General features: G+C 34.0%; 19 protein-coding genes. 18 read left to right on the top strand and 1 reads right to left on the bottom strand.

Annotation, left to right across the window (positions count from 1 at the left end):
* The first annotated feature begins 34 nt into the window (after positions 1–34).
* From topA to rseP, 10 genes are all read left to right on the top strand, one after another.
* A complete protein-coding gene (gene topA / locus Q3907_RS05830) occupies positions 35–2,167 on the top strand; it encodes a type I DNA topoisomerase (protein ID WP_295644254.1) in 2,133 nt (710 codons plus the stop codon).
* Complete coding sequence (gene trmFO / locus Q3907_RS05825; RefSeq protein WP_301897643.1) at positions 2,167–3,465, top strand: methylenetetrahydrofolate--tRNA-(uracil(54)-C(5))-methyltransferase (FADH(2)-oxidizing) TrmFO; 1,299 nt, start codon at positions 2,167–2,169, stop codon at positions 3,463–3,465. The genes topA and trmFO overlap by 1 nt, the downstream gene beginning before the upstream one ends.
* Positions 3,458–4,333 (top strand): site-specific tyrosine recombinase/integron integrase, encoded by an 876-nt coding sequence (gene xerA, locus Q3907_RS05820; RefSeq protein WP_295644252.1) that lies wholly within the window; start codon positions 3,458–3,460, stop codon positions 4,331–4,333. Before trmFO ends, xerA begins: the two co-directional genes overlap by 8 nt.
* Before the next feature lie 144 nt (positions 4,334–4,477).
* The gene (rpsB, locus tag Q3907_RS05815) at positions 4,478–5,383 is read left to right on the top strand and encodes a 30S ribosomal protein S2 (protein WP_278727988.1); all 906 of its coding nucleotides are present in this window, start codon (positions 4,478–4,480) and stop codon (positions 5,381–5,383) included.
* 24 nt (positions 5,384–5,407) lie between these two features.
* Positions 5,408–6,298 (top strand): translation elongation factor Ts, encoded by an 891-nt coding sequence (gene tsf / locus Q3907_RS05810; RefSeq protein WP_295560760.1) that lies wholly within the window; start codon positions 5,408–5,410, stop codon positions 6,296–6,298.
* A 102-nt stretch (positions 6,299–6,400) separates the two neighbouring features.
* Complete coding sequence (gene pyrH, locus Q3907_RS05805; protein ID WP_295560759.1) at positions 6,401–7,111, top strand: UMP kinase; 711 nt, start codon at positions 6,401–6,403, stop codon at positions 7,109–7,111.
* A gap of 12 nt (positions 7,112–7,123) precedes the next feature.
* Positions 7,124–7,669 carry a ribosome recycling factor gene (frr, locus tag Q3907_RS05800; RefSeq protein ID WP_003865904.1) on the top strand — a complete coding sequence of 182 codons (546 nt, stop codon included), beginning with the start codon at positions 7,124–7,126 and terminating at the stop codon, positions 7,667–7,669.
* 40 nt (positions 7,670–7,709) lie between these two features.
* A complete protein-coding gene (locus tag Q3907_RS05795) occupies positions 7,710–8,402 on the top strand; it encodes an isoprenyl transferase (RefSeq protein WP_295644247.1) in 693 nt (230 codons plus the stop codon).
* Positions 8,399–9,166, top strand: coding sequence for a phosphatidate cytidylyltransferase (locus tag Q3907_RS05790; RefSeq protein ID WP_301897642.1), 768 nt, complete (start codon positions 8,399–8,401; stop codon positions 9,164–9,166). The genes Q3907_RS05795 and Q3907_RS05790 overlap by 4 nt, the downstream gene beginning before the upstream one ends.
* Before the next feature lie 11 nt (positions 9,167–9,177).
* Positions 9,178–10,251, top strand: coding sequence for an RIP metalloprotease RseP (rseP, locus tag Q3907_RS05785; RefSeq protein ID WP_301897641.1), 1,074 nt, complete (start codon positions 9,178–9,180; stop codon positions 10,249–10,251).
* 53 nt (positions 10,252–10,304) lie between these two features.
* Here rseP and Q3907_RS05780 read toward each other — a convergent pair whose 3' ends face one another.
* Positions 10,305–10,961 carry a hemolysin III family protein gene (locus Q3907_RS05780; protein ID WP_301897640.1) on the bottom strand — a complete coding sequence of 219 codons (657 nt, stop codon included), beginning with the start codon at positions 10,959–10,961 and terminating at the stop codon, positions 10,305–10,307.
* A gap of 108 nt (positions 10,962–11,069) precedes the next feature.
* Between Q3907_RS05780 and Q3907_RS05775 the strand changes: the two genes are divergently transcribed.
* The 8 genes from Q3907_RS05775 (at position 11,070) to metK (ending at position 22,485) form a co-directional block, all read left to right on the top strand.
* Complete coding sequence (locus Q3907_RS05775; RefSeq protein ID WP_301897639.1) at positions 11,070–13,997, top strand: chromosome segregation protein SMC; 2,928 nt, start codon at positions 11,070–11,072, stop codon at positions 13,995–13,997.
* On the top strand, positions 13,997–14,956 hold the full coding sequence (gene ftsY / locus Q3907_RS05770) for a signal recognition particle-docking protein FtsY (RefSeq protein ID WP_301897638.1): 960 nt from the start codon (positions 13,997–13,999) through the stop codon (positions 14,954–14,956). The genes Q3907_RS05775 and ftsY overlap by 1 nt, the downstream gene beginning before the upstream one ends.
* Positions 14,956–15,249 carry a YlxM family DNA-binding protein gene (ylxM, locus tag Q3907_RS05765; protein ID WP_003865897.1) on the top strand — a complete coding sequence of 98 codons (294 nt, stop codon included), beginning with the start codon at positions 14,956–14,958 and terminating at the stop codon, positions 15,247–15,249. Before ftsY ends, ylxM begins: the two co-directional genes overlap by 1 nt.
* A gap of 13 nt (positions 15,250–15,262) precedes the next feature.
* Positions 15,263–16,462: an acetate/propionate family kinase gene (locus tag Q3907_RS05760; RefSeq protein WP_301897637.1), complete on the top strand. Its 1,200-nt coding sequence runs from the start codon at positions 15,263–15,265 to the stop codon at positions 16,460–16,462.
* Positions 16,455–17,387, top strand: a complete 933-nt coding sequence (locus Q3907_RS05755) for a bifunctional oligoribonuclease/PAP phosphatase NrnA (RefSeq protein ID WP_301897636.1) — start codon at positions 16,455–16,457, stop codon at positions 17,385–17,387. Before Q3907_RS05760 ends, Q3907_RS05755 begins: the two co-directional genes overlap by 8 nt.
* A gap of 69 nt (positions 17,388–17,456) precedes the next feature.
* Positions 17,457–20,474, top strand: a complete 3,018-nt coding sequence (locus Q3907_RS05750; RefSeq protein WP_301897635.1) for a DNA polymerase III subunit alpha — start codon at positions 17,457–17,459, stop codon at positions 20,472–20,474.
* Positions 20,475–20,477: 3 nt separating this feature from the next.
* Entirely contained in the window at positions 20,478–21,107 is a 630-nt protein-coding gene (locus Q3907_RS05745; protein WP_301897634.1) for a lactate utilization protein, read from the top strand.
* Positions 21,108–21,390: 283 nt separating this feature from the next.
* Entirely contained in the window at positions 21,391–22,485 is a 1,095-nt protein-coding gene (gene metK, locus Q3907_RS05740; RefSeq protein ID WP_118356928.1) for a methionine adenosyltransferase, read from the top strand.
* The last annotated feature ends 557 nt before the right edge of the window (positions 22,486–23,042 follow it).

Raw genomic sequence — 23,042 nt, 5'->3', positions numbered from 1 at the left:
AATGTTTTATATAGCGTGAATATGGGGGAAACAAATGAAAAAACATTTAGTTATAGTGGAGTCGCCTTCTAAATCGAAGACGATTGAAAAATATTTAGGAAAAGAATACAGAGTTGTTTCCAGCAAAGGCCATGTATGTGATTTGGCAACAAGCGGAAAAGAAGGTTTAGGAATTGATGTTGATCATGATTTTGAACCTAAATATAAAATTAGTAAAGAGAAAAAGGAAGTTGTAAAAGAGTTAAAAGAATATGCTTCTAAAGCAAAAGATATTTATCTTGCAAGTGACCCGGATCGTGAAGGGGAAGCTATAGCATGGCATTTAGCTCGTGTTTTAGATTTAAACATAGAAGACAATAATCGTATTGTATTCCATGAAATCACAAAGCCTGCTATTCTTGAAGCCATAAAAGAACCACGAAAAATTGATATGGATCTAGTGAAGTCACAAGAAACACGTCGTATGCTAGATCGTATAATTGGATTTAAATTGAGTAAATTATTACAAAATAAAATTCAATCTAAATCAGCCGGTCGTGTGCAATCTGTAGCGTTGAAATTGATTGTCGATCGTGAAAATGAAATCAAGTCGTTTAAGCAAGAAGAGTATTGGACGATTCATGCACAATGTAAAAAGCAGAATAAAGCATTTGAAGCGGATTTAGTGAAGGTTGAAGGTAAAAAGCCTAAAATCAAAAATGAAGATGAAGCTAAGGCATTATTAGAAAGATGCAATGGAGAATATATCGTTTCATCAATTTCTAAAAAGCAGAAGAAAAAACAGCCAAAGCTTCCATTTACAACTTCTACAATGCAGCAGGAAGCAAGTACAAAATTAGGTTTTGGTGCAAAAAAGACAATGAGTGTTGCACAAAAAATGTATGAAGGTATTGATCTAGGCGGAAATATGGAAGGTTTGATCACGTATATGCGTTCAGATTCAACACGTTTATCTGATATTTTCGTTTCAGATGCCAAGGAATTTATCACAAATACATATGGTAAAGAATATGTTGGGCATGTACATCAAAAGAATGGTAAAAATACGCAGGATGCGCATGAAGCCATTCGACCTACAAATATCAAACGTACACCAGAATCAATCAAAGATCATTTAACGAATGATCAATATCGTTTATATTCATTGATTTATGCGCGTACTTTAGCATCCTTAATGAAAGATGCTGTTTATGATGTGACAAGTGTTAAAATCACAAACAACGATTTAGAATTTAGTGCAAGTGGGCAAACTATGACTTTTGATGGTTACTACAAAGTCTATTCTAAATATGAAAAACAAAGTGATGCTTTACTTCCTAAGTTGGAAGAAAATGAAGTTTTAAAAAATGTAACTCCAACTTCAAAGCAGCACTTTACAGAACCACCAGCACGTTATACAGAAGCACGCTTGATTAAAGATCTTGAAGAAAAGTCAATTGGTAGACCAAGTACATATGCGACCATTATTGATACATTACAGAAACGTGGTTATGCCTCATTAGAAAAGGCAAGTGAAACTTCAAAAACAAAAGTCTTTTTCCCTAGTGACCAAGGTATTTTGACAAATGAGAAGCTTCAACAGTATTTTTCAAGTGTTATCAATGTAGAATATACAGCGGACATGGAAAAAACATTAGATGATATTGCTGAAGGGAATGAAGATTCAATCTCTTATATGCATAAATTCTATGATAAATTTGCACCTTTGGTGGAGGATGCCTATGAAAAAATGCCAAAGAAGGAATTGGAACGTGTAGGTCGCACATGCCCAGAATGTGGTGGAGAACTTGTATATCGTAATGGACGTTTTGGTAAATTTATTTCATGTATCAATTTCCCAACTTGTCGCTATACAGAAAATAACGAAGAAGAACTTCCAGAAGAGGCCAAAGAAGAAAAAATCTGTCCGAACTGCGGTGCTAAAATGGTTATTAAAAGAGGACGTTACGGTCAATTTTGGGCATGTTCGAATTATCCTGAATGTAAAACCATTGAGTCCTTGAAAAAGAAGGCAAAACCTGAACCAACAGGAGAAATGTGTCCAGAATGTGGTCATGAACTAGTTAGAAGAAAATCACGTTTCGGGACTACTTTTATAGGATGTTCAAACTATCCAAAATGTCACTATATTAAAAAAGAATCTAAGAAAACAGAGGAAGATAAATAATGGAACAAGTTACGGTTGTAGGAGCAGGGTTGGCCGGATGTGAGGCTACGTGGCAGCTCGTTAAAAGAAATATTCCTGTTCGATTAATTGAAATGCGCCCTAAAAAGGAAAGCCCAGCTTTTCATACAGATCGATTTGCTGAGTTGGTATGCTCAAATTCACTTCGCTCAAATGCGATGAATAATGCGGTAGGAATCCTAAAAGAAGAATTACGTCAGTTGGATTCTTTAATTATGAAATCAGCTGATATGCATGCAGTCCCTGCAGGAAGTGCACTTGCTGTAGATCGAGAAACATTTTCTCAATATATTACAGATACAATCAAAAATCATCCTTTGGTAGAAGTTGTTACTGAAGAATTCACATCTTTACCTGAAGGACCGTGCATTATCGCAACAGGACCATTAACTAGTGATTCTTTAGCTAAAGCCATTCATGATTTTACTGCAGAAGATACATTTCATTTTTACGATGCAGCAGCACCAATCATTGAAAAGGATTCTATTGATTTTAGTAAAGCATATTATAAATCTCGTTATGACAAAGGGGAAGCAAGTTATATTAACTGTCCAATGAATGCGGATGAATTTGAAACATTCTATGATGCACTTGTTCATGCCGAATGTGTGAATTTGCACGATTTCGAAAAAGAAACCTATTTTGAAGGGTGTATGCCAATCGAGGAAATGGCTCGTCGAGGAAAAAAGACTATGTTGTTTGGTCCGCTAAAACCGGTTGGACTTGAAAAAGATAAAGATTCCCATCCTGTTGCCGTTGTTCAATTACGCCAAGATAATGTAGCTGCAAGCATGTACAATATTGTTGGCTTCCAGACACATTTAACTTGGCCTGAACAAAGAAGAGTTTTCTCTTTGATTCCTGGATTGGAAAATTTAAAAATCACTCGTTATGGTGTTATGCATCGAAATTCATATTTATCAAGTCCAATTGTATTAAAAGAAACGTATCAATCAAAAAAACGTGACGACTTATTTTTTGCAGGACAATTAACGGGAGTTGAAGGTTATGTTGAATCTTGTGCATCCGGATTGATTGCTGGAATCAATATGGCGTTGTATATGCAGAATAAGGAACCAATTTGTTTTGGAAATACATGTGTGATGGGTTCACAAGCTTACTATATTACGCATTGTGATCCAAAACACTTCCAGCCAATGAATGCAAACTTTGGCATAATGCACTTAAATGAAAAATGCAAGAAGCATGAGCGTAAAGAAAAGTTTGCCGCTCAGGCACTTTCTCGTATTCAAGAAATCAAGGAACAAGTCAATGGATGAATTGATTGATCGTTTTCTAAAATACATATATCGTAAGAATACGCAATCTGATAAAACTATCGAATCGTACAAACATGATTTGAACCAATATAAAGAATATTTATTAAGTCAATCTATTGATTCTTTTGAATCATGTGATAGATTGACTTTTATGAATTATCTAGCTACATTGAATCATTTAAAATCAAGTTCGATTGCACGTAAAATGAGTGTATATCGTTCTTTCTATGCGTATTTAGCGGAGTATATGGGAATTATCGAGAACCCATTGATTGGAATTCAAACTCCAAAAAAATCTAAACAAATACCTGATTTTTTGTTTGTGGAAGAAATTCAAGAATTTTTGAATTCATACAATGATTCAAAAGATGATGAATATCGAGATCGCATATTATTTACGATGATGTATGCGTGTGGCTTGCGTGTAAGTGAATGCGTGAATCTTGAATGGAAACAAATCGATTTGATGAATCGCATTGTACATATTCGTGGTAAAGGTGATAAAGACCGTATTGTTCCATTTTACAAAGGCTTTGAAAAAGAATTGAGCGACTATAAAAATCATTTTTGGGCTAAATATTCTATAGATAATCACGTGTTTGTAAATTTAAAAGGAAAGTCACTTACTTCTAGAGGTATTCAATATTTAATGGATAAGCATGCTAAAAAAATCGGTATGCATATGAAATTACACCCACATATGCTGAGACACAGTTTTGCAACACATTTATTAGATAATGGAGCGGATATACGAGTTGTTCAAGAATTATTAGGACATTCATCTTTATCAACAACACAAATTTATACGCATGTCACAACTGCACAGTTAGTGAAAGCTTATAAAAAAGCACATCCTTTTGAAAAATAATATCTTGCAAGTTAAAAAGGTTATTGCTATAATGTAAAAGCGCGTGATTGCGCTAATTACACACATCATGGATTCGTGTGCCCGTGCACTAAGGTGTTGCATACGTCTGAAATGATGGAGGAGAAACGGAAAGGTAGGACTATTATGTCAATCGTATCAATGAAGAAAATGTTAGAGAACGGTGTTCACTTTGGTCACCAGACTCGCCGTTGGAACCCAAAGATGAAACCATTCATCTACACAAGTCGTAACGGGGTTTATATCGTAGATTTAAACCAAACACAAGCACAAATCGAAGCTGCTTACAATGAATTAAAAGCAATTAGTGAACGTGGAGGAAAAGTATTGTTCGTAGGAACAAAGAAACAAGCTGCTGAAGTTGTTGAAGAACAAGCTTTACGTTCAGGATCATTCTATGTTAACAAACGTTGGTTAGGTGGTTTATTAACAAACTTCCGTACAATCCAAAAACGTATTAAACGTTTAGTTGAAATTGAAGAAATGGAAGCTAGTGGAAAAATCGAAGTTTATACTAAGAAAGAACAAGCTAACTTACGTAAAGAAAAAGCTAAATTGGAAGGTTCTTTAGGTGGAATCAAAGAAATGAAGAAACTTCCAGATGCATTAGTTGTTATTGATCCAAAAGAAGAACACAATGCTATCGCTGAAGCTAAAAAATTAGGAATTCCTGTATTCGCTATGTTAGATACTAACTGTGATCCAGAAGACGCTGATTATCCAATCGCTTCTAATGATGATGCAGTTCGCTCAATTAAATTAGTTACAACAATCTTAGCTGATGCTATCGTTGATGCTAAGGGTGGTCTATTAGAAATGGCTTACTTAGATGAAACTGAAGATGATGTAACTATGGAAGACGTAATCAAAAATGTTGAAGCACAAATCGCTGAAAACGAACGCCGTCGTCGTCAAAGAAATGAAGAACGTAGAAAACGTAACTTCGAACGTAAAAACCGTCGTCCTTTCAACAAAAAAGGTGATGACGTAAAACCAGCTGCTAAGGCTGAAGAAGCAAAAGCTGCTGAATAATTAAAAATATAGGAGGATGCTAAAATGGCTATCACTGCTGCTCAAGTAAAAGAATTACGTGAAAAAACAGGTGCTGGTATGATGGATTGCAAAAAAGCCTTAACTGAATGTGAAGGTGACATTGCAAAAGCTGTTGACTGGTTACGTGAAAAAGGAATCGCAAAATCTGCTAAAAAAGAAGGACGTATCGCTGCTGAAGGTTTAACTCGTGTTGCTGTTAGTGGAAACACTGCTGTATTATTCGAAGTTAACTCAGAAACAGACTTCGTAAGTAAAAATGAACAATTCTTAGGTTTGATGAATACTTTACAAGAAGCAATTCTTGCAAACAAACCTGCTTCAACTGAAGAAGCTTTAAACATCCAAACTGCAGAAGGAACTATCAATGATTTAATTATTAACGCTACTGCTACTATCGGAGAAAAAATTTCTTTCCGTCGTGTTGCTGTTGTTGAAAAAACTGATGATGAAATTTTCGGTTCTTACATGCACATGGGTGGATCAATTTCCGCAGTTGTAGTTTTAAAAGGAACTGAAGATGCTACAGTAGCTAAAAACTTAGCAATGCAAGTTGCAAGTATGGCTCCAAAATATGTATCTCAAGCTGAAGTACCAAGTGAAGAAGTTGAACACGAACGTGAACTTCAATTACAAATGATGAAGGCTGATCCTAACATGGCTAGCAAGCCAGAAAAAGTATTGGTAGGAATCTTAAAAGGAAAAGTTGACAAACACTTTAAAGACCAATGCTTATTAGATCAAGAATATTTCTTAGAACCAAAAACTAAGGTTTCTCAATTCTTGAAAGACAACAAAGCTGAAGTAGTAACTTTCGTACGTTTCCAAACAGGTGAAGGTATCGAAAAACGCGAAGAAAACTTTGCTGAAGAAGTTGCTGCTCAAATGGCTAAGTAATTTAAATTATGCTTTTAACCCTTGGAAATTCCAAGGGTTTTTCTTTTTCTTTGCGAAAAGATAGTGTATAATTGTTATGATAATTCAATAAGGAGCAATATTATGTATAAACGTGTTTTATTAAAATTAAGTGGAGAAGCGCTATCTAGCCCTGAATCTGCTTTTGATCCGGAAATCTTAAAAAGATTAGCAAAAGAGTTAAAAGAAGTTCAAACATTAGGTGTTGAACTTGCAATCGTTGTCGGTGGTGGAAACTTTATTCGTGGTAAAATGATGGCTGAAATGGGAATGAATCGTGCTCAAGCTGATTATATGGGAATGTTAGGTACAGTAATCAATGCTTTAGCTGTTCAAAATGCTTTAGAACAAGAAGGAGTTCAAACTCGAGTTCAAACAGCTGTTGAAATGCAAAAAGTTGCTGAACCATTCATTTTAAGACGTGCATTGCGTCACTTAGAAAAAGGAAGAATCGTTATTTTTGGAGCTGGAACAGGTTCTCCATACTTCTCAACGGATACGACAGCAGCACTACGTGCATCTGAAATTAATGCTGATGTTATCTTAATGGCTAAAAATGGAGTTGATGGAGTTTATGATTCAGATCCTAAGAAAAATCCAGACGCAAAGAAATATGATACACTAAACTATATGGACGTATTAAACAAGGGCCTACAAGTTATGGACTCAACAGCTATTAGTATGTGCATGGATAATGATATTGATTTAGTAGTATTCAATATGAATGAACCAGGTAATATTGTTAAAGCTGTGCGCCGTGAAGTAAACGGTACTACAATCACAAAAAAGAAATAAGGAGAAGAAAACATGAGTGATATTTTATTAAATGCAGAAGAAAAAATGATGGGGGCTATTGATAATTTAGAATCAAATCTTCGTCAAATCCGTACAGGACGCGCTAGTGGACAAATGTTAGAACGTGTACAGGTCGAATATTATGGAGCAATGACTCCAATTAATCAAATTGCTCAAATCTCAGTAGTAGAAGGAACTCAATTAGTTGTTAAACCTTACGATCGTTCAATTGTTAAAGGCATTGCACATGCAATTCAAGCAGCTAATTTAGGATTAAATCCACAAGCTGAAGCAGATGTGATTCGTATTCAAGTTCCACAATTAACTGAAGATCGCCGTAAAGAGTTAGCTAAAGATGCTCAAAAATATGGTGAAGAAGCTAAAGTAGCTATCCGTAATGTACGTCGTGATGCTAATGATGCAATTAAAAAAGATAAAGAACTTCCTGAAGATGAAAAGAAACAAACTTTAGAAGAATCACAAAAATTAACAGATAAATACATTAAAGATGTTGATTCAATTACTGAAACAAAGAAAAAAGAAATTTTAAATGTCTAAGTCCAAACTTGATTTGGACTTTTTTAAAAAGGAGGTTTATATGGCACCAAAAACAGTAGCTATAATCATGGATGGTAATGGTCGTTGGGCCAAACAAAGAGGCTTACCAAGAACAGCAGGACATAAAAAGGGTGCAGATACAATTCGTACTGTAGCTTTAGCTGCACAAGATATGGGGATTCAAAAGCTAATTTTATACGCTTTTTCAACAGAAAATTGGAAAAGACCTGAAGATGAAGTTTCTTATTTATGTAAATTGCCAGGCCTATTCTTTAATAAATTTATTAATGAATTGATGGAAAAGAACATTCGCGTTACGTTTGCTGGTGAGTTAGAAAAATTCCCACAAGCAACACAAGATGTAATCAATAAAGCTGTAAATATGTCAAAGAATAATACTGGTTTAGAATTATGCTTAGCCATTAATTATGGTTCTCGAAGGGAAATGCTTTTAGGTATGAAAAAATATGCTGACGAAGTTGTTCAAGGAAAGCGTTCAAATGATTTAACCGAAGAGGAGTTTTCTAAATATTTATTTGTTGCAGAAGATATAGATTTGATGATCCGTACAAGTGGCGAATTACGTATATCAAATTATTTGTTATGGCAACTTGCATATGCTGAATTAATTTTTACACCAGTCGCATGGCCAGATTTTGATGAAAAAGCATTAAAAGATTGCTTAGATGAATTTGCCTCAAGAGATCGAAGATTTGGAGGCTTGACATCATGAAACAAAGAATTATTACCGCTATAGGTATTATTCTTGTTGTTGCTCTGCCTGTTGCGCTAGGAGGATATTGGCTAGAAGCGTTAGCTTTGTTTATTGTATGCGCTGGTGCATATGAATGGATGCATATTCAACCTGATTTTAAAAGTTGGCCAAAATATGTAATGCCATTAAGTGCATTGGCTGTCATACTAACAAGAGTCTTACCTGACAAATACTTTTTTGTTGTTGTTACGATTGTTGTTGTATTCTTGTGGAGTTTAGTTGTATTTGTTGAGAATTTTTCAATCATGAATGCCTTTGTGTGTATCTCATACATAACTATTTTTTCACTTGTCTACCATGCAGTAGGACAAATTTCAGGTGTACACCAGTATTTATGGACAATTGTATTTTCAACTTACGGTAGTGATACAGGAGCTTATTTTGTTGGACGAGCTATTGGAAAGCATAAGATGAATCCTAGAATTTCTCCTAAAAAAAGTTGGGAAGGTTTTGTAGGAGGTATTGTATTTGGCTTTATATTAAGCTTAGCGGTAAGTTTTAGCTATATTTCAAATTTGAATCCAGTATTGAACACATTCCTATGCTTATTGTGTCCAGTTACAGCAGAACTAGGTGATTTATGTTTTAGTGCTATAAAACGTCATTTTGCGGTAAAAGACTTTTCAAATCTTTTACCTGGACATGGTGGAGTTTTAGATCGTGTTGATTCACTCTTGATAAATATCATGTTGTTTAGCGTTTTATATACAATCATTCTCTAAGGGGGATTTTAATGGATTTTGTTATTGGATTAATCGCATTTATTCTAATGCTAAGTGTGATTGTCATTTTACATGAATTAGGACATTTTTTAGTTGCTAAACATTTTGGTGTATTCTGTAAAGAATTTTCTATTGGTATGGGCCCATGCCTGTATCAAAAACAAGGAAAAGAAACAGCTTTATCAATTCGTGCCATTCCTTTTGGTGGTTATGTTATGATGGCTGGAGAAGAAGATGGCACACAAAGTGAAGTAGATAGCTGGTTAAAAGATATACCTGAAAATAGACGATTAAATGGTATCGCAAAATGGAAGCAAGTCTGCATTATGATTGCAGGAATTGTGATGAATATACTTCTAGCATGGATCATATATATGGGTGTTGCTCTAGTACAAGGATATGTAGTGGAGGAAGCTAAGCCTATTGTATATGTTGTTGAAGAGAATTCCGTTGCTCAAAAGGCTGGACTTGAAAAAGATGATCATATCTTAAAAGTAAAAAATGAAGATGGGAATAGTGTCAAACCTAAAACACAATATGAAATATTAGAGTTTATACAATATCATCATGATACACTCACATTAACTGTAAAAAGAGATGGTACAACATTCGAAACGACATTAACTCCATCTTATGATAAAGATATGGAAGGTTACACATTAGGTTATAAAGCTATTGCGTATGCTAAAAAAATTCCATGGTATCAATCATTATGGGTTGGATGTCAAAATACTTGGGATAGTGCAACAACTACATTTAAGTCTTTAAATATGATTGTTCATGGACAAGGATTAGAAAATTTATCGGGTCCTGTCGGTATATTAAATGTAACTAGTAAATCAGTACAATATGGTTTGGATATGTATTTTAGTCTATTTGCGATGATCTCATTAAATATTGGTATCTTTAATGCTCTTCCAATTCCTGCCTTAGATGGTGGAAGAATTTTGATATTATTGATTGAAAAATTGCTCGGACGAAAAGTATCTGCCAAAATTGTGGAAAATATTATTTTGGCAAGTTTTGTACTGTTAATGATTCTCTTTGTATACGCTACATACAACGATATACTTAGAATGTTTTAAAAAAAGAACCTATATTTCGGAAAGTATATTTCCAAGATATAGGTTTTTTATTATTACATAAAATATAAGATAGCTAACAAGTGACAAATACTTGCTAAGATAATGAAAATGTGCCATATAAAATGGAAATATCTTTTTTGTGGTTTTGAATAAAAGAAAGTTCCAATTGTATACATTGCACCACCTAGGGCAATCAAAATAGTGAAAATTGGTCGTGTTTCTTTAATCAATGTTGGCAAAATAAAGACAGCTAACCATCCCATAACCATATAAATTGTCATCGATAATTTTGGATATGCTTTTGTCGCAATTGATTTTAATAAGATACCCACAATTACCATAACCCATTCAATAGCCAATATAGTATATCCTTTCCAATTATTCATAAGCTTTAAACAAATAGGCGTATAGGTACCGGCAATCGCTAATAAGATCATAATATGATCTAGCTTTCTAAATACATACTTGTGTGTTGTTTCGTGTGGCATGCCGTGGTAAAGACAAGAACCTGCAAACATAAATAGTAGACAAATCAAAAATATGGCTGTTCCAAGTGTCTCTACAATTCCACCCCTTATATAAGCGCGAATACTGTAGTATGGCAATGAGAACAGAATTAGAAGTCCCATAACTCCATGTGTAATACAGTTTCCTACTTCTTCACCAAAACAAAGTGGATAAACATACCGCATACTATCTTTCTTGTTCATATACACACTATAACATAATAATAAATGATATACAATCTAGAAATAGATACTAGATATATTTTGTGTGCATTTTTTGGTATAATACACTAGTTAGAGTGGAGGGTCTTGATGTTTTTAAAACGTATTGAATTACAAGGCTTTAAAAGCTTTGCGGACAAAACAGTGATTCAATTTGATCAAGATATTACAGGTATAGTTGGACCAAACGGATGTGGTAAAAGTAATGTGAATGACGCTATTCGTTGGGTGTTAGGTGAACAGAGTGTAAAATCACTTCGTTCCGGAACGAATATGTCAGATATTATCTTCTCGGGAAGTGAATATAGAAAACCTGTAAATATGGCACGCGTTACATTGGTATTTGACAATTCAACACGTGTTTTTGATTCGGATTTTGATGAAATCGAAATTACACGACAAATACTTCGCGCAAATAATGAAGCAAGTTATTTTATAAATAAAACCCCATGTCGACTAAAAGATATTAATGATTTAGTTATGGATACTGGTTTAGGTAAAGATTCCTTAAGTATTATTACACAGGGAAATATTTCTTCTTTTGCGGATGCTAAACCAGAAGACAGGCGTTCTTTGTTTGAAGAAGCAGCGGGTGTCGCCAAATATAAAAAGAGAAAAAAGGTCTCATTGTCAAAATTAGAGCAAACAAAAGAAAATCTAGATCGTTTGCAGGACATTCTAGATGAGCTTGAAAGACAAATTGGTCCTTTGGAAAAACAAGCAAAAAAAGCAGAAAAATATATTTCTTTAAGAGAAAAATTATCAAAAATTGAAATTAGTGTACTTGTAGAAGATATTGATCAATACAATGAGAAAATCAATCAAATTAATAAAGAATTGTTTGATATTCAAGCTATGCATACATCTGAAAATGCAGAATTATTAAAGCAAGAAACTCGTTTAGAAAGTATTCGAAAAGAAATGTATGCTCTTGATAAACAAATCAATGAGTTGCAAGGAAAATATACAAAGGCGATGGAAGAAAACTATCAGCTTGAAAGACGTAAGATCGAACAAGATGAAAAGCGTAAATATATGTTGAAGGTGGCTGATAAAAAGGCTCGTCAAAAAGAAATTCAGGCAATGTTAGAAGAAGCACGATTTGAATATCAGGATCGTCATCAACGTTTAATGCAGGCGCAACAAGATTTAAATAACCGCCGAAATATAGTGAATGATCTAAAAATGAAGATCTCTAAAGCACGTTATGAATCGGATCAGGCAAATAGTATCTTGACACAACTTCAAAATCGTCGACAAGTATTAGAAAATATGATGAAACAACCTTTTGCACACCAGCAAGGTGTACGCTCGGTTATGCAGGCTAAAAATTCTTTATCCGGAGTTTATGGAGTTGTTAGTGAATTATTGATTGCGCATGCAGATAAAGCATTGGCAGTCAATGCTGCCTTAGGTGGAAGTATTTATCAAATTATTACTAAAAATGAGGCAGACGCAAGAAATGCGATTTCATTCTTAAAAAGAAATCGTAGTGGACGTGCTACATTTTTACCGTTAAGTGTATGTCATCCTAGAAAAATGAATGAGCAAATTATCACAATTGCTTCTACGAGTCCTGGATTTTTAGGATTTGCGAGTGAATGTGTGGACTGTAAAGAAATCTTTGATCCAGTAAAAGAAAGATTATTAGGCAATGTCATCGTTGTAGATACACTACAAAATGCGAATGAAACCGCAAAACGATTACGCTATGCATATAAAATTGTTACTTTAGATGGAGATATTGTTCATACAGGTGGTAGTATGACAGGTGGTGTGACGAAAAATCAAAGTACACCTGTTACAATGCGCCAAGAATTAGATACCATTAATTCAAAAATTGAAGGTCAAAAGATTACGACAGATAGTTGTTTAAATGAAACAGAAATTCTTACACAAAAACTTCAAAAAGAAAATGAAACAATCGTTACTTTACAGATTGAATTGGCAAAGCTAGAAAATATTTATGCAACAAAAAAAGCTAAATACGATTCTATTCTTGCAGAATATCAAGAATTAGGTGTAGATATTGAAGATAGTAAAGAATTAGCACAGGACGATTTAGTCGTTCAAATGTCCAAGATGCATGCTGTATTAGATTCATTGTCTTTAGAAATTCAAAGCTTGCGTCAGTCACGTTTTGATAAGGGGAATGAAGCTGAACAACTTGAAAACCAAATTCGACTGGTTCGAAGAGAAATGAATTTAAAACAATCGCAGATTCATAATTATGAAATGGAAATTGTGAAGGTTAAAACACAATTGGAAAATGCATTGAACCGTTTAAGCACAGATTACGAAATGACATATGAATACGCATTAACGAAAAAGGAAGATGTCGAAATCGAAAGTGCTAAAGAAGAAGTTATTCAGCTTCGTCAAGCTATTTCTCGTTTAGGAAATGTAAATTTAGATGCGCCAAATGAATATAAAGAAGTCAAAGAACGATTTGATTTTATGACAAGTCAAAAAGAGGATTTAGAAAAGGCAAGTCAACAAATTTTAGCGGCCATTGATGAAATGGATAAAACAATGATCAGTCAATTCACAGAGATGTTTAATAAGATCAACGCTGAATTAGATGGCGTATTTAAAGCTATGTTTGGTGGAGGACGCGCTAGTCTTTCTATGGTAGATCCAGATGACGTGTTAAATACGGGAATTGATATTGATGTTCAGCCTCCTGGAAAGATGGTTAAAAATATTCAAACATTCTCTGGTGGAGAAAAAGCATTGATTGCGATCAGTGTATTGTTTGCGATATTAAAAGCTAGAACAATGCCATTATGTATCTTTGATGAGGTTGAAGCAGCATTAGACCAGGCAAACGTTGAGCGTTTTGCACGTTATCTATCGCATTATCGTGGTCAATCTCAATTTATTGCAGTAACACATAGACCAGGAACGATGGAACAGTGTGATACTCTATATGGTGTTACGATGCAAAAAGATGGTGTTAGTAAAGTATTAAAAGTGCAATTAAAAGATGCTGTACATATAGCTAAGGAGGAAAAGTAATGTCGGTCTTTTCGAAAATTAAAGAAGCTTTTGTGAAAAGCGAAGACAAAGATAAATATTTATCGGGTCTTGATCGTTCAAAAAAAAGTTTTGGAGATCGTATGCGTGCTTTATCCAATAACTTTCATGGAATTGATGATGATTTATTAGAACAAATCATGGTTATTCTGCTTGAAAGTGATGTGGGTATTCATACAGCACAAAAAATTGTGGATGCGTTTGAATCCAATGGGAAACATGTTAAAGAATATGATTCAATGTTAGATTATTTAGTATCTATTCTTTATGATTTTTATGATGAATCAAGCGATGATCCAATTAAAATGAATGAAGATGGTCCAACTGTAATATTAATGGTTGGTGTAAATGGTAGTGGTAAGACAACTACTAGCGCAAAATTGATTCAATATTATAAAGAACAAGGTAAGAAAGTAGCTGTTGCAGCAGCAGATACATTCCGTGCAGGAGCTATTGATCAAATTGATACATGGGCTACACGACTAGGTGTACCTTGTATTAAAGGGAAAATGAACCAAGATCCAAGTTCTGTACTTGTAGACGCTTGTCGCTATGCAAAAGAAAATGATGTGGATATACTGATTTGCGATACAGCAGGTCGTCTACAAAATAAAACAAACTTAATGAATGAATTAAGTAAAATGCATCGTGTTGTACAAAGAGAAATTGAAGGTGCTCCACAAGAAGTCTGGTTAGTTTTAGATGCAACTACAGGACAAAATGGCATTTCACAGGCAAAAGTATTCTTAGAAGCTACAGATGTAACAGGTATTGTTTTAACGAAGATGGATGGAACTGCCAAGGGTGGTGTGGTACTTGCAATTCGTGATTTATTACATTTACCAGTTCGCTTCTTAGGTTTAGGAGAAAAGCCTGCTGATTTAAGGCCTTTTGATATTAATGCATTCTTGATGGGCATCACAAAAGGTATAGAAGAATAATGATTTCAAAATTAGATGCGAATGATTTATTCGATGTATATGGAGACTTGTTGACTAAACGTCAAAGAGAGATTTTATCTCTTTACTATGAAGAAGATTTCTCTTATACTGAAATAAGTGAGGAACTAGAGATTTCTCGTGCAGCTGCGATGGATTCGGTTCATCGAGCTACGAAATTACTGGAAAAATATGAAGCAGCGATTGGATATGTCGCTAAGAAAAAATTATTAGATGCATGGATTTTACAACATGAGGATGTTGAACAAATCGAAATATTAAAAGAAATTTTTTAGGAGGATCAAAAAAATGTCGATTGTTATGAGTGTAAACGCAGGAAGTTCATCTTTGAAGTTCCAAGTATTCAAGATGCCAGAAGAAGAAGTTCTAGCACAAGGAAATGTTGAGCGCATTGGTTTGAGCGATTCTATTTTTGGAATGAAAGCCAACGGAGAAAAAATTGAGGAAATCTTAGATATCAAAGATCATGCAGTAGCTGTTAAAAAATTAATGGAAGCTTTGATCGAACACAAAGTTGTCAATAGCTTAGAAGATATCAAAGCGATTGGACACCGTGTTGTTCATGGTGGTGAATATTTCTCTCATTCTGTTCCTGTAGATGCAGATGTAGAAGCTAAAGTAGAAGAATTATGTGCATTAGCTCCATTACACAACCCAGCAGCATTAGTTGGATACCGCTCATTTAGAGATGCTTTACCAGAATGTAAACACACTTTCGTATTTGATACAGCATTCCACCAAAGTATGCCAGAAGAAAACTATATCTTCCCACTTCCTTATGAATATTATACAAACGATAAAGTACGTCGTTATGGTGCTCATGGAACAAGTCATGAATATTTGACAAAACGTTTGGCTGAACTTCAAGGAAAAACACAAGAAGAAATGAATATCATCACTTGTCATTTAGGAAATGGTGCAAGTATCACAGCTGTTAAAAATGGTAAATCATATAAGACATCAATGGGATTTACACCTCTTGGAGGAATCATGATGGGTACTCGTTGTGGAGATATTGACCCTGCAATCGTTCCATTCTTAGAAAATAAATATGGATATACACCAGATGAAATGGATACAATCATGAACAAAAAATCGGGTATGTTAGGTGTAAGTGGAATCTCTAGTGATGGCCGTGACATTGAAGCAGCTGTCAAAGAAGGAAATCCACGTGCAATCTTAACACAAAATGTTTACGTTAACCGTATTGTTGAAGTTGTATCAGGATACTACGGATTAATGGGTGGTGCTGATGCGATTGTTTTTGCCGGTGGTATCGGTGAAAATGATTGTGCAATGCGCCAAAGAATTTGTGATGGATTATCTGCATTTGGTGTTGTAGTAAAACCAGAAGACAATGATGGTGTTCGTGGTGTTGAAAAATTATTAAGTGCACCGGAATCAAAAATGCAAGTATGGTTATTACCAACAAATGAAGAATTAGTTATCGCACGCGATGCCTACAAGGATTTGATGGCTAATGCCTAATGATATTTTTGCGAGTATAAAAGATTTTAATACAATCACAATCTTCCGCCATGTTTTTGCCGATATGGATGCGATTGGATCTCAATTTGGCTTAAAGTACTATTTAGAAAGTACCTACCCAGATAAGAAAATCTATTGTTTGGGAAGTAACTGTCCTGTATCACAAAGAAACAATGTAGAAATGGATGAAGTAGATGATGAAATTATTCGTTCAAGTTTAGCCATTGTTTTAGATACTTCCAATGCAGCACGCATTGATGATGAGCGTTATCAGTTGGCAGAAAAATCGATTCGTATTGATCATCATGTACAAGTAGAAACCATTTGTGATGAAGAATGGATCGACGATAAGGCAAGCGCTACTTGTGAATTATTAGCTTTATATCTTCAAAAAAATAAAGTGAATATTCCTGTAGAAAGTGCATTAATGTTATATTTAGGATTGACGGCAGACAACATTCGTTTTACAACAAATAATGTTCGTCCAGCTACATTTGATGCCGCAAAATATTTATTTGAGCAAGGTGTAGATGTTACTAAAGTTGAACAACTCAACTTTTCTAAATCAATTGAAGATTACAGATATGAAACGGTTGTACGAAATCATACAATACTTAATAATAAATTTCTTTATTCGATTTTAGAATGTGAAGATTATGAAGAATATGGTCTAAGCTTTACAGATGCCAAAGATAAAGTCTATTGTTTAGCCGGTATTGATTGTGTTGAAATGTGGGCTTTATTTACACGCATGGAAGATCGAATTCACTACAGTGCATCTTTAAGATCAAGAAATATCCCAATTCGTGATGTGGCCATGGAATTTGGCGGTGGCGGTCACGAATGTGCAAGCGGAATCAAAAACTTAACTCATGATCAAGTAAATCAAATTATTGAAATTTTATCGAACAGAGAGGTAGCTTAGGCAGCTATCTCTTTTTCTTGTGATATAATATCTACAATAGAAAGGCGGGATTTCATGGTTCATTTACATATGAGGAGTTCATACTCTTTACTTGAATCACCTATTCGTTTAGAAAATATGATTCTTCACCAAAAGCAATTAGGATACAACCATGTTTGTTTGACAGATCATAATGTGATGTATGGAACTATGGAGTTCTATCAACTGTGTAAAAAACATAATGTTCATCCAATTATTGGTTTAGAAGTGGATTCCATATATAAAGAGGACTTATTTCATTTTATTCTCTTAGCTAAAAATGATAATGGATTACAGAATTTATATCGATTAAGTTCAATTATTAAAGATACTGTAATGTTTGATGAAGTTATAAAGTATGCCAAGGATTGTGTAGTACTTACATCAAGTGATGGAAAAGATACATTCAGTGCATATATTGAACATCAGGATTTAGAAAAGTTAAGTGCATTTGTAGAATTTTGTAAAAATTCTTTTTCTGATTTCTATGTTTCTATAGCAATGAATGATTCAGGGAAAAAAAGGGCGGATAATCGAATCTTAAAACAATTAGATTGTAAAAGAGTGGCATTATCTCGTATTTTGTATGAGAATAGTGAAGATGTAAAATCATTGCAGGTATTAAGAGCTATCGCCAAACAAACAAATATTGAAAATCAAGGTTTAGATGTACAATTTCAAAGATATTTAAGAAGCCCACAAGAAATGGAACAATTATATGATGAAAGTGATTTAGAGACTACGGAAGAAATCGCAAGAATGTGCAATGTTCAAATGGCATTTCAAAAATCAAAGCTTCCTTCGTTTGAAAACAAACTTCACATTGACTCAAGAGATTATTTAATTAAACTTTGTAAAAAGGGTTTGGAAAAACGATTGAATGGAAAAGTAGACATTAAATACATTAAGCGTTTAGAATATGAATTAAATGTCATTATCAATATGGGATTTACTGATTACTTTTTGATTGTCTGGGACTTTATTCGTTATGCTAGAAGTAAAGACATATTTGTAGGGCCAGGACGTGGTAGTGCAGCAGGATCTTTAGTTGCGTATTGTCTAGGTATTACACATATTGATCCGATTCAAAATAATTTGTTGTTTGAAAGATTTTTAAATCCATCACGTATTTCTATGCCAGATATTGATACTGATTTTCCAGATGATCGAAGAGATGAAGTGATTCAATATGTTCGTGAATTATATGGGCATGAACATGTTAGTCATATTGTGACATTTAATACATTACAAGCAAGACAAGCTATTCGTGATGTAGGACGTGTAATGAATATTCCTGCAAGAGTTGTGGATGAGCTTTCAAAAATGTTAAAGAATACGCCCAAAAGTACTCTAATACAGGCTTATAACGAAAATGCTTTATTTAGAAAACGTATTGATTCAGATAAAAAGCTGATTGATTTATTTCAAACATGTCTCAAATTAGAAGGTTTACCGCGACATACCTCTTTACATGCGGCAGGAATTGTACTTTCTAATCAACCCATTGTGAATGTTTGTCCACTTGTTAGTGTAGATGGTGAAATTCAAGCTACACAATTTACAGCCGAGTATTTGGAAAATCTTGGATTAATCAAAATGGATTTTTTGGGGATTCGTAATTTAACGACGATTCATGAAATTGTCACAAATCTAAAAGAACAGAAACATATTTCTTTAGACATGATGAAAATCAATTTAAAGGATGCGAAAACTTATCAATTATTATCACTTGGAAATACATTGGGTGTATTTCAATTGGAGTCTAGTGGAATTACGTCTCTACTTCAAAAGATACAACCCAACAAATTTGAGGATATCAGTGTCGTATTAGCTTTATATCGTCCTGGAGCGATGCAACATATTAATACATATATTGAAAGAAAGAAGGATCCTTCAAAAGTTGTATATCCACATCCTTTACTAGAGCCTATCTTAAAGGAAACCTACGGAATCATGATCTACCAAGAACAAGTTATGCAGACAGCCCAAGTAATTGGTGGATTTAGTTTGGCGCAAGCCGATACACTTCGTAAGGCAATGTCGAAAAAGAAATTGGATGTTATGCAGAATTTAAAGGAACAATTTATTTTAGGTGCACGAAAGAATCGTATCAAAGATTCTGTTTCCAATGAGATATTTTCTATAATGGAACAATTTGCGGGTTATGGATTTAATAAATCACACAGTTATGCTTATAGTTTGGTCGCTTATCAAATGGCTTATTTAAAGGCAAATTATCCTTTGTACTTTTATCAGAGTTTATTAAATAGTGTGATTGGTTCAGGTATAAAAACATCACAATATATTTATGAATGTAAAAGAAGAAACATCGTTGTGAATGGATGCGATATTAATCATTCAAAGGCTTTCTATACGATTGAACAAAATTCAATTCGTATGCCGTTACAAGTCTTAAAGGGTGTAGGAAAGACGATTTATCCAACAATTATTGAACATGTACCTTATACAGATTTATTTGATTTTTTGGCCAAGGCAAGTATGTATAAAATCAATGAATCTACAATTCGTATCTTAATTGATGGAGGAGCGTTGGATTGTTTTGGGTATAATCGAGCCACTTTAAATGAGAATTTAAGAAAACTCATGGATTATGTAAATATTGTACGGATTGAAGATCCAAACGATTTGCGCTTTGACTTTAGTATTGTGTCTCGTCCGGGTATTCAAAGAATCAAAGAAAATCCAATTCAAAAGGCACAAAAAGAACAATATGTGTATGGCTTTTATGTAAGTGAGCATCCTGTACAATCTTTACGTGTACATAAATATCCTAATTGCATTCCATTATTGAATGCAGTAAATAGAGATGGATATATGAATATTTTAGTGCGTGTCGCATCTTTTAGAACGCATAAGACAAAGAAAGGCGATTGGATGTGCTTTATGAGTGTAGAGGATGAAGCTGGTAAAATGGATGCGGTTATCATGCCTCGTTTGTATGAGCAACAAAAAGAAAACATCCAAAAAGATCGAATTTGTTTGATTCAAGGCAAGAAAGATCGTCCAACATCAATTGTAGTAAATAGAATAGAATGGATTGAGGTGTAAAGAATGATCACAAAACGAAATGATTTATTATCTAAAAAAGTGATTCAAGGCTTAAAAAATAGACATATGAATGGGTATTATGTGCATTCGAAACAAGAAGCTGTAGATTTGGCATTTGAAATTATGAAACCAGATACAAGTGTAGGTTGGGGAGGTTCAGATACTTTAAATAAAATAGGAATCAAGGAAGAGCTGTATAAAAGAAATTTTAAAGTTATCGATCGTGATCAGGCAAAAGATGCTGAAGAAAAGTATAAATTAGAAAGAGACTGTTTTTATGCAGACTATTATTTAATGAGTACGAATGCTATGACAGAAGATGGAATTTTAGTCAATATGGATGGGCATTGTAATCGTGTGTCATGTTTATGTTTTGGGCCTAGACATGTTATTATGATTGTAGGTATGAATAAGGTGACAAAAGATGTAGAGAGTGCAATTTCTCGCGTAAGAAACGTGGCTGCACCAATTAATAGTCAGCGTTTTAATGGAAACAGACCTTGTCAATTGACAGGTAGTTGTGCAAATTGTTTAGCTGAAGGCTGCATTTGTGATCAATTAGTCATCACAAGAAACAGCATGGAACCAGATCGTATTCATGTGATTTTAGTGGATGAAGTATTAGGGTATTAGAAAGAAATGGCTATATAATTTAGCCATTTTTGTGTTTTAAAGTACATATATGAAGATATGTATAATTATATGGATGAATTTCTTGCATTATTTGTGGTTTCATGTTTTAATCTTTATGCGTAAAAAAATTATCCAGAGTTGAAGTAGAGAGTTAGCTCGTTGACTTCACGCCAACCTGGCAATATGTTAAGGTGGTCCTGCTAACAGCGATAAGAAGTATAGAGATTTGTAACATACTTCTTAAAGTATGTTTTTTTTTGGATAAGAAAGAAGAGGAGACAAAATGAAAGACTATATTTTTACAAGTGAAAGTGTTACTGAAGGTCATCCAGATAAAATTTGTGACCAAATTGCCGATGCGATCGTAGATGCTGCATTAGCTCAAGATCCATATTCAAATATGGCTGTTGAATGTACAATTAAAGATGATTTTGTATTGATCTATGGTGAATGTAATACAAAAGCAGAATTGGATTATGAAACAATCGCATTAAATGAAATCAAACGTATTGGATATACAGAAGAATATCATGTACATACTGTTGTTAACCAACAAAGTCCTGAAATTCACAATGCAGTAAATCGTGATGAAGTTTGTGCTGGTGACCAAGGTATTATGTTTGGATATGCTTGTGATGAAAATGATGAGTATATGCCACTAACAATCTATTATGCGCATCTTTTAGCTCGTCAATTGACTAAAGTTAGAAGAGAACATCCAGATTTATTAAAGCCAGATGGAAAAACACAGGTATCAGTTGAATATGAAAATGATGAAATCAAACGTATTGATACAATCGTAGTTTCTACACAACACTCAAAAGATATTACGCAAGAAGAAATCAAAGAATTGATTATGAATGAAGTTATCAAACCTTGTATCGATGAAAAATACTTAGATGAAAATACTAAGTACTTCATTAATCCATCTGGAAGCTTTGTTGTAGGTGGATCATGGGGAGATTCTGGAACGACAGGACGTAAAATCGTATGTGACACATATGGTGGACGTGGACGTATTGGAGGAGGATGCTTCTCTAGTAAAGACCCTACAAAAGTAGACCGTAGTGCTGCTTACTACTCTCGTTATGTAGCTAAAAACATTGTTGCGAACGGATTAGCTCGTCGTTGTGAAGTTGAAGTTGCATACGCAATTGGTAAGGCACAACCTGTATCTTTATGTGTAGACACTTTTGGAACAGGTAAATTTGACGATGAAAAATTATTGGAAATCGTTAAGAAAAACTTCAATTTCGAAGTAGGAAACATCATTTCTGAGTTGGATTTAAGAAAGCCAGTTTACCACAAAACATCATGCTACGGACACTTTGGTGATCCTCAATTTACTTGGGAAAAGGTTAAAAAATTAGAATATTAATCGTTAAGAACTATTAGGTTTGGTACGATAAATTTGAAGAGGTTAGATGAATTGCTATCCAAGATTTCAATGGGAAGCATATACCCCAAAACTGTTTATAGTTGATTGGGCTCGGACAACTTTTAGTTGTCTGAGTTCTTTTTTTTAGCAGTTGAAAGTATTATTGTCGATTTCAAAATCGATACTTTTTTCGAAGACTAACATGCATCTGTTTCTGAATCCATACCAGTTGAAATACCTGTTGGCTGTTTTGGTAAATAATTTGATGATCGCGTTATGATTCTCCAACAATGGATTGTTGATTCTTTTCTGTTCTACAGTAATTTCTACTGTGTCTTTTGAAACGATACAACAGTAATTAAAGGTGTGTTTAAAAACAAAATACTTTGGAGCACATTTCTAGATGATTAGCACTTTGTCTCTATGTAATATTATAATGAATCTAACTTCTAACTAATTTTATAGTGAAAAAAACGAAGACTGTGTTAATCTTCGTTAAAAATTTTGAATATATAAAACTAGATAGGGATAAATCAACCTTTAAAAGTCATAGGGAT

It is taken from the genome of uncultured Holdemanella sp. (assembly GCF_958348295.1).
Lineage (GTDB): Bacteria > Bacillota_I > Bacilli_A > Erysipelotrichales > Erysipelotrichaceae > Holdemanella.
The sequence above is the reverse complement of the archived record's forward strand: the minus strand, read 5'-3'. Positions and strand labels throughout refer to the sequence as shown.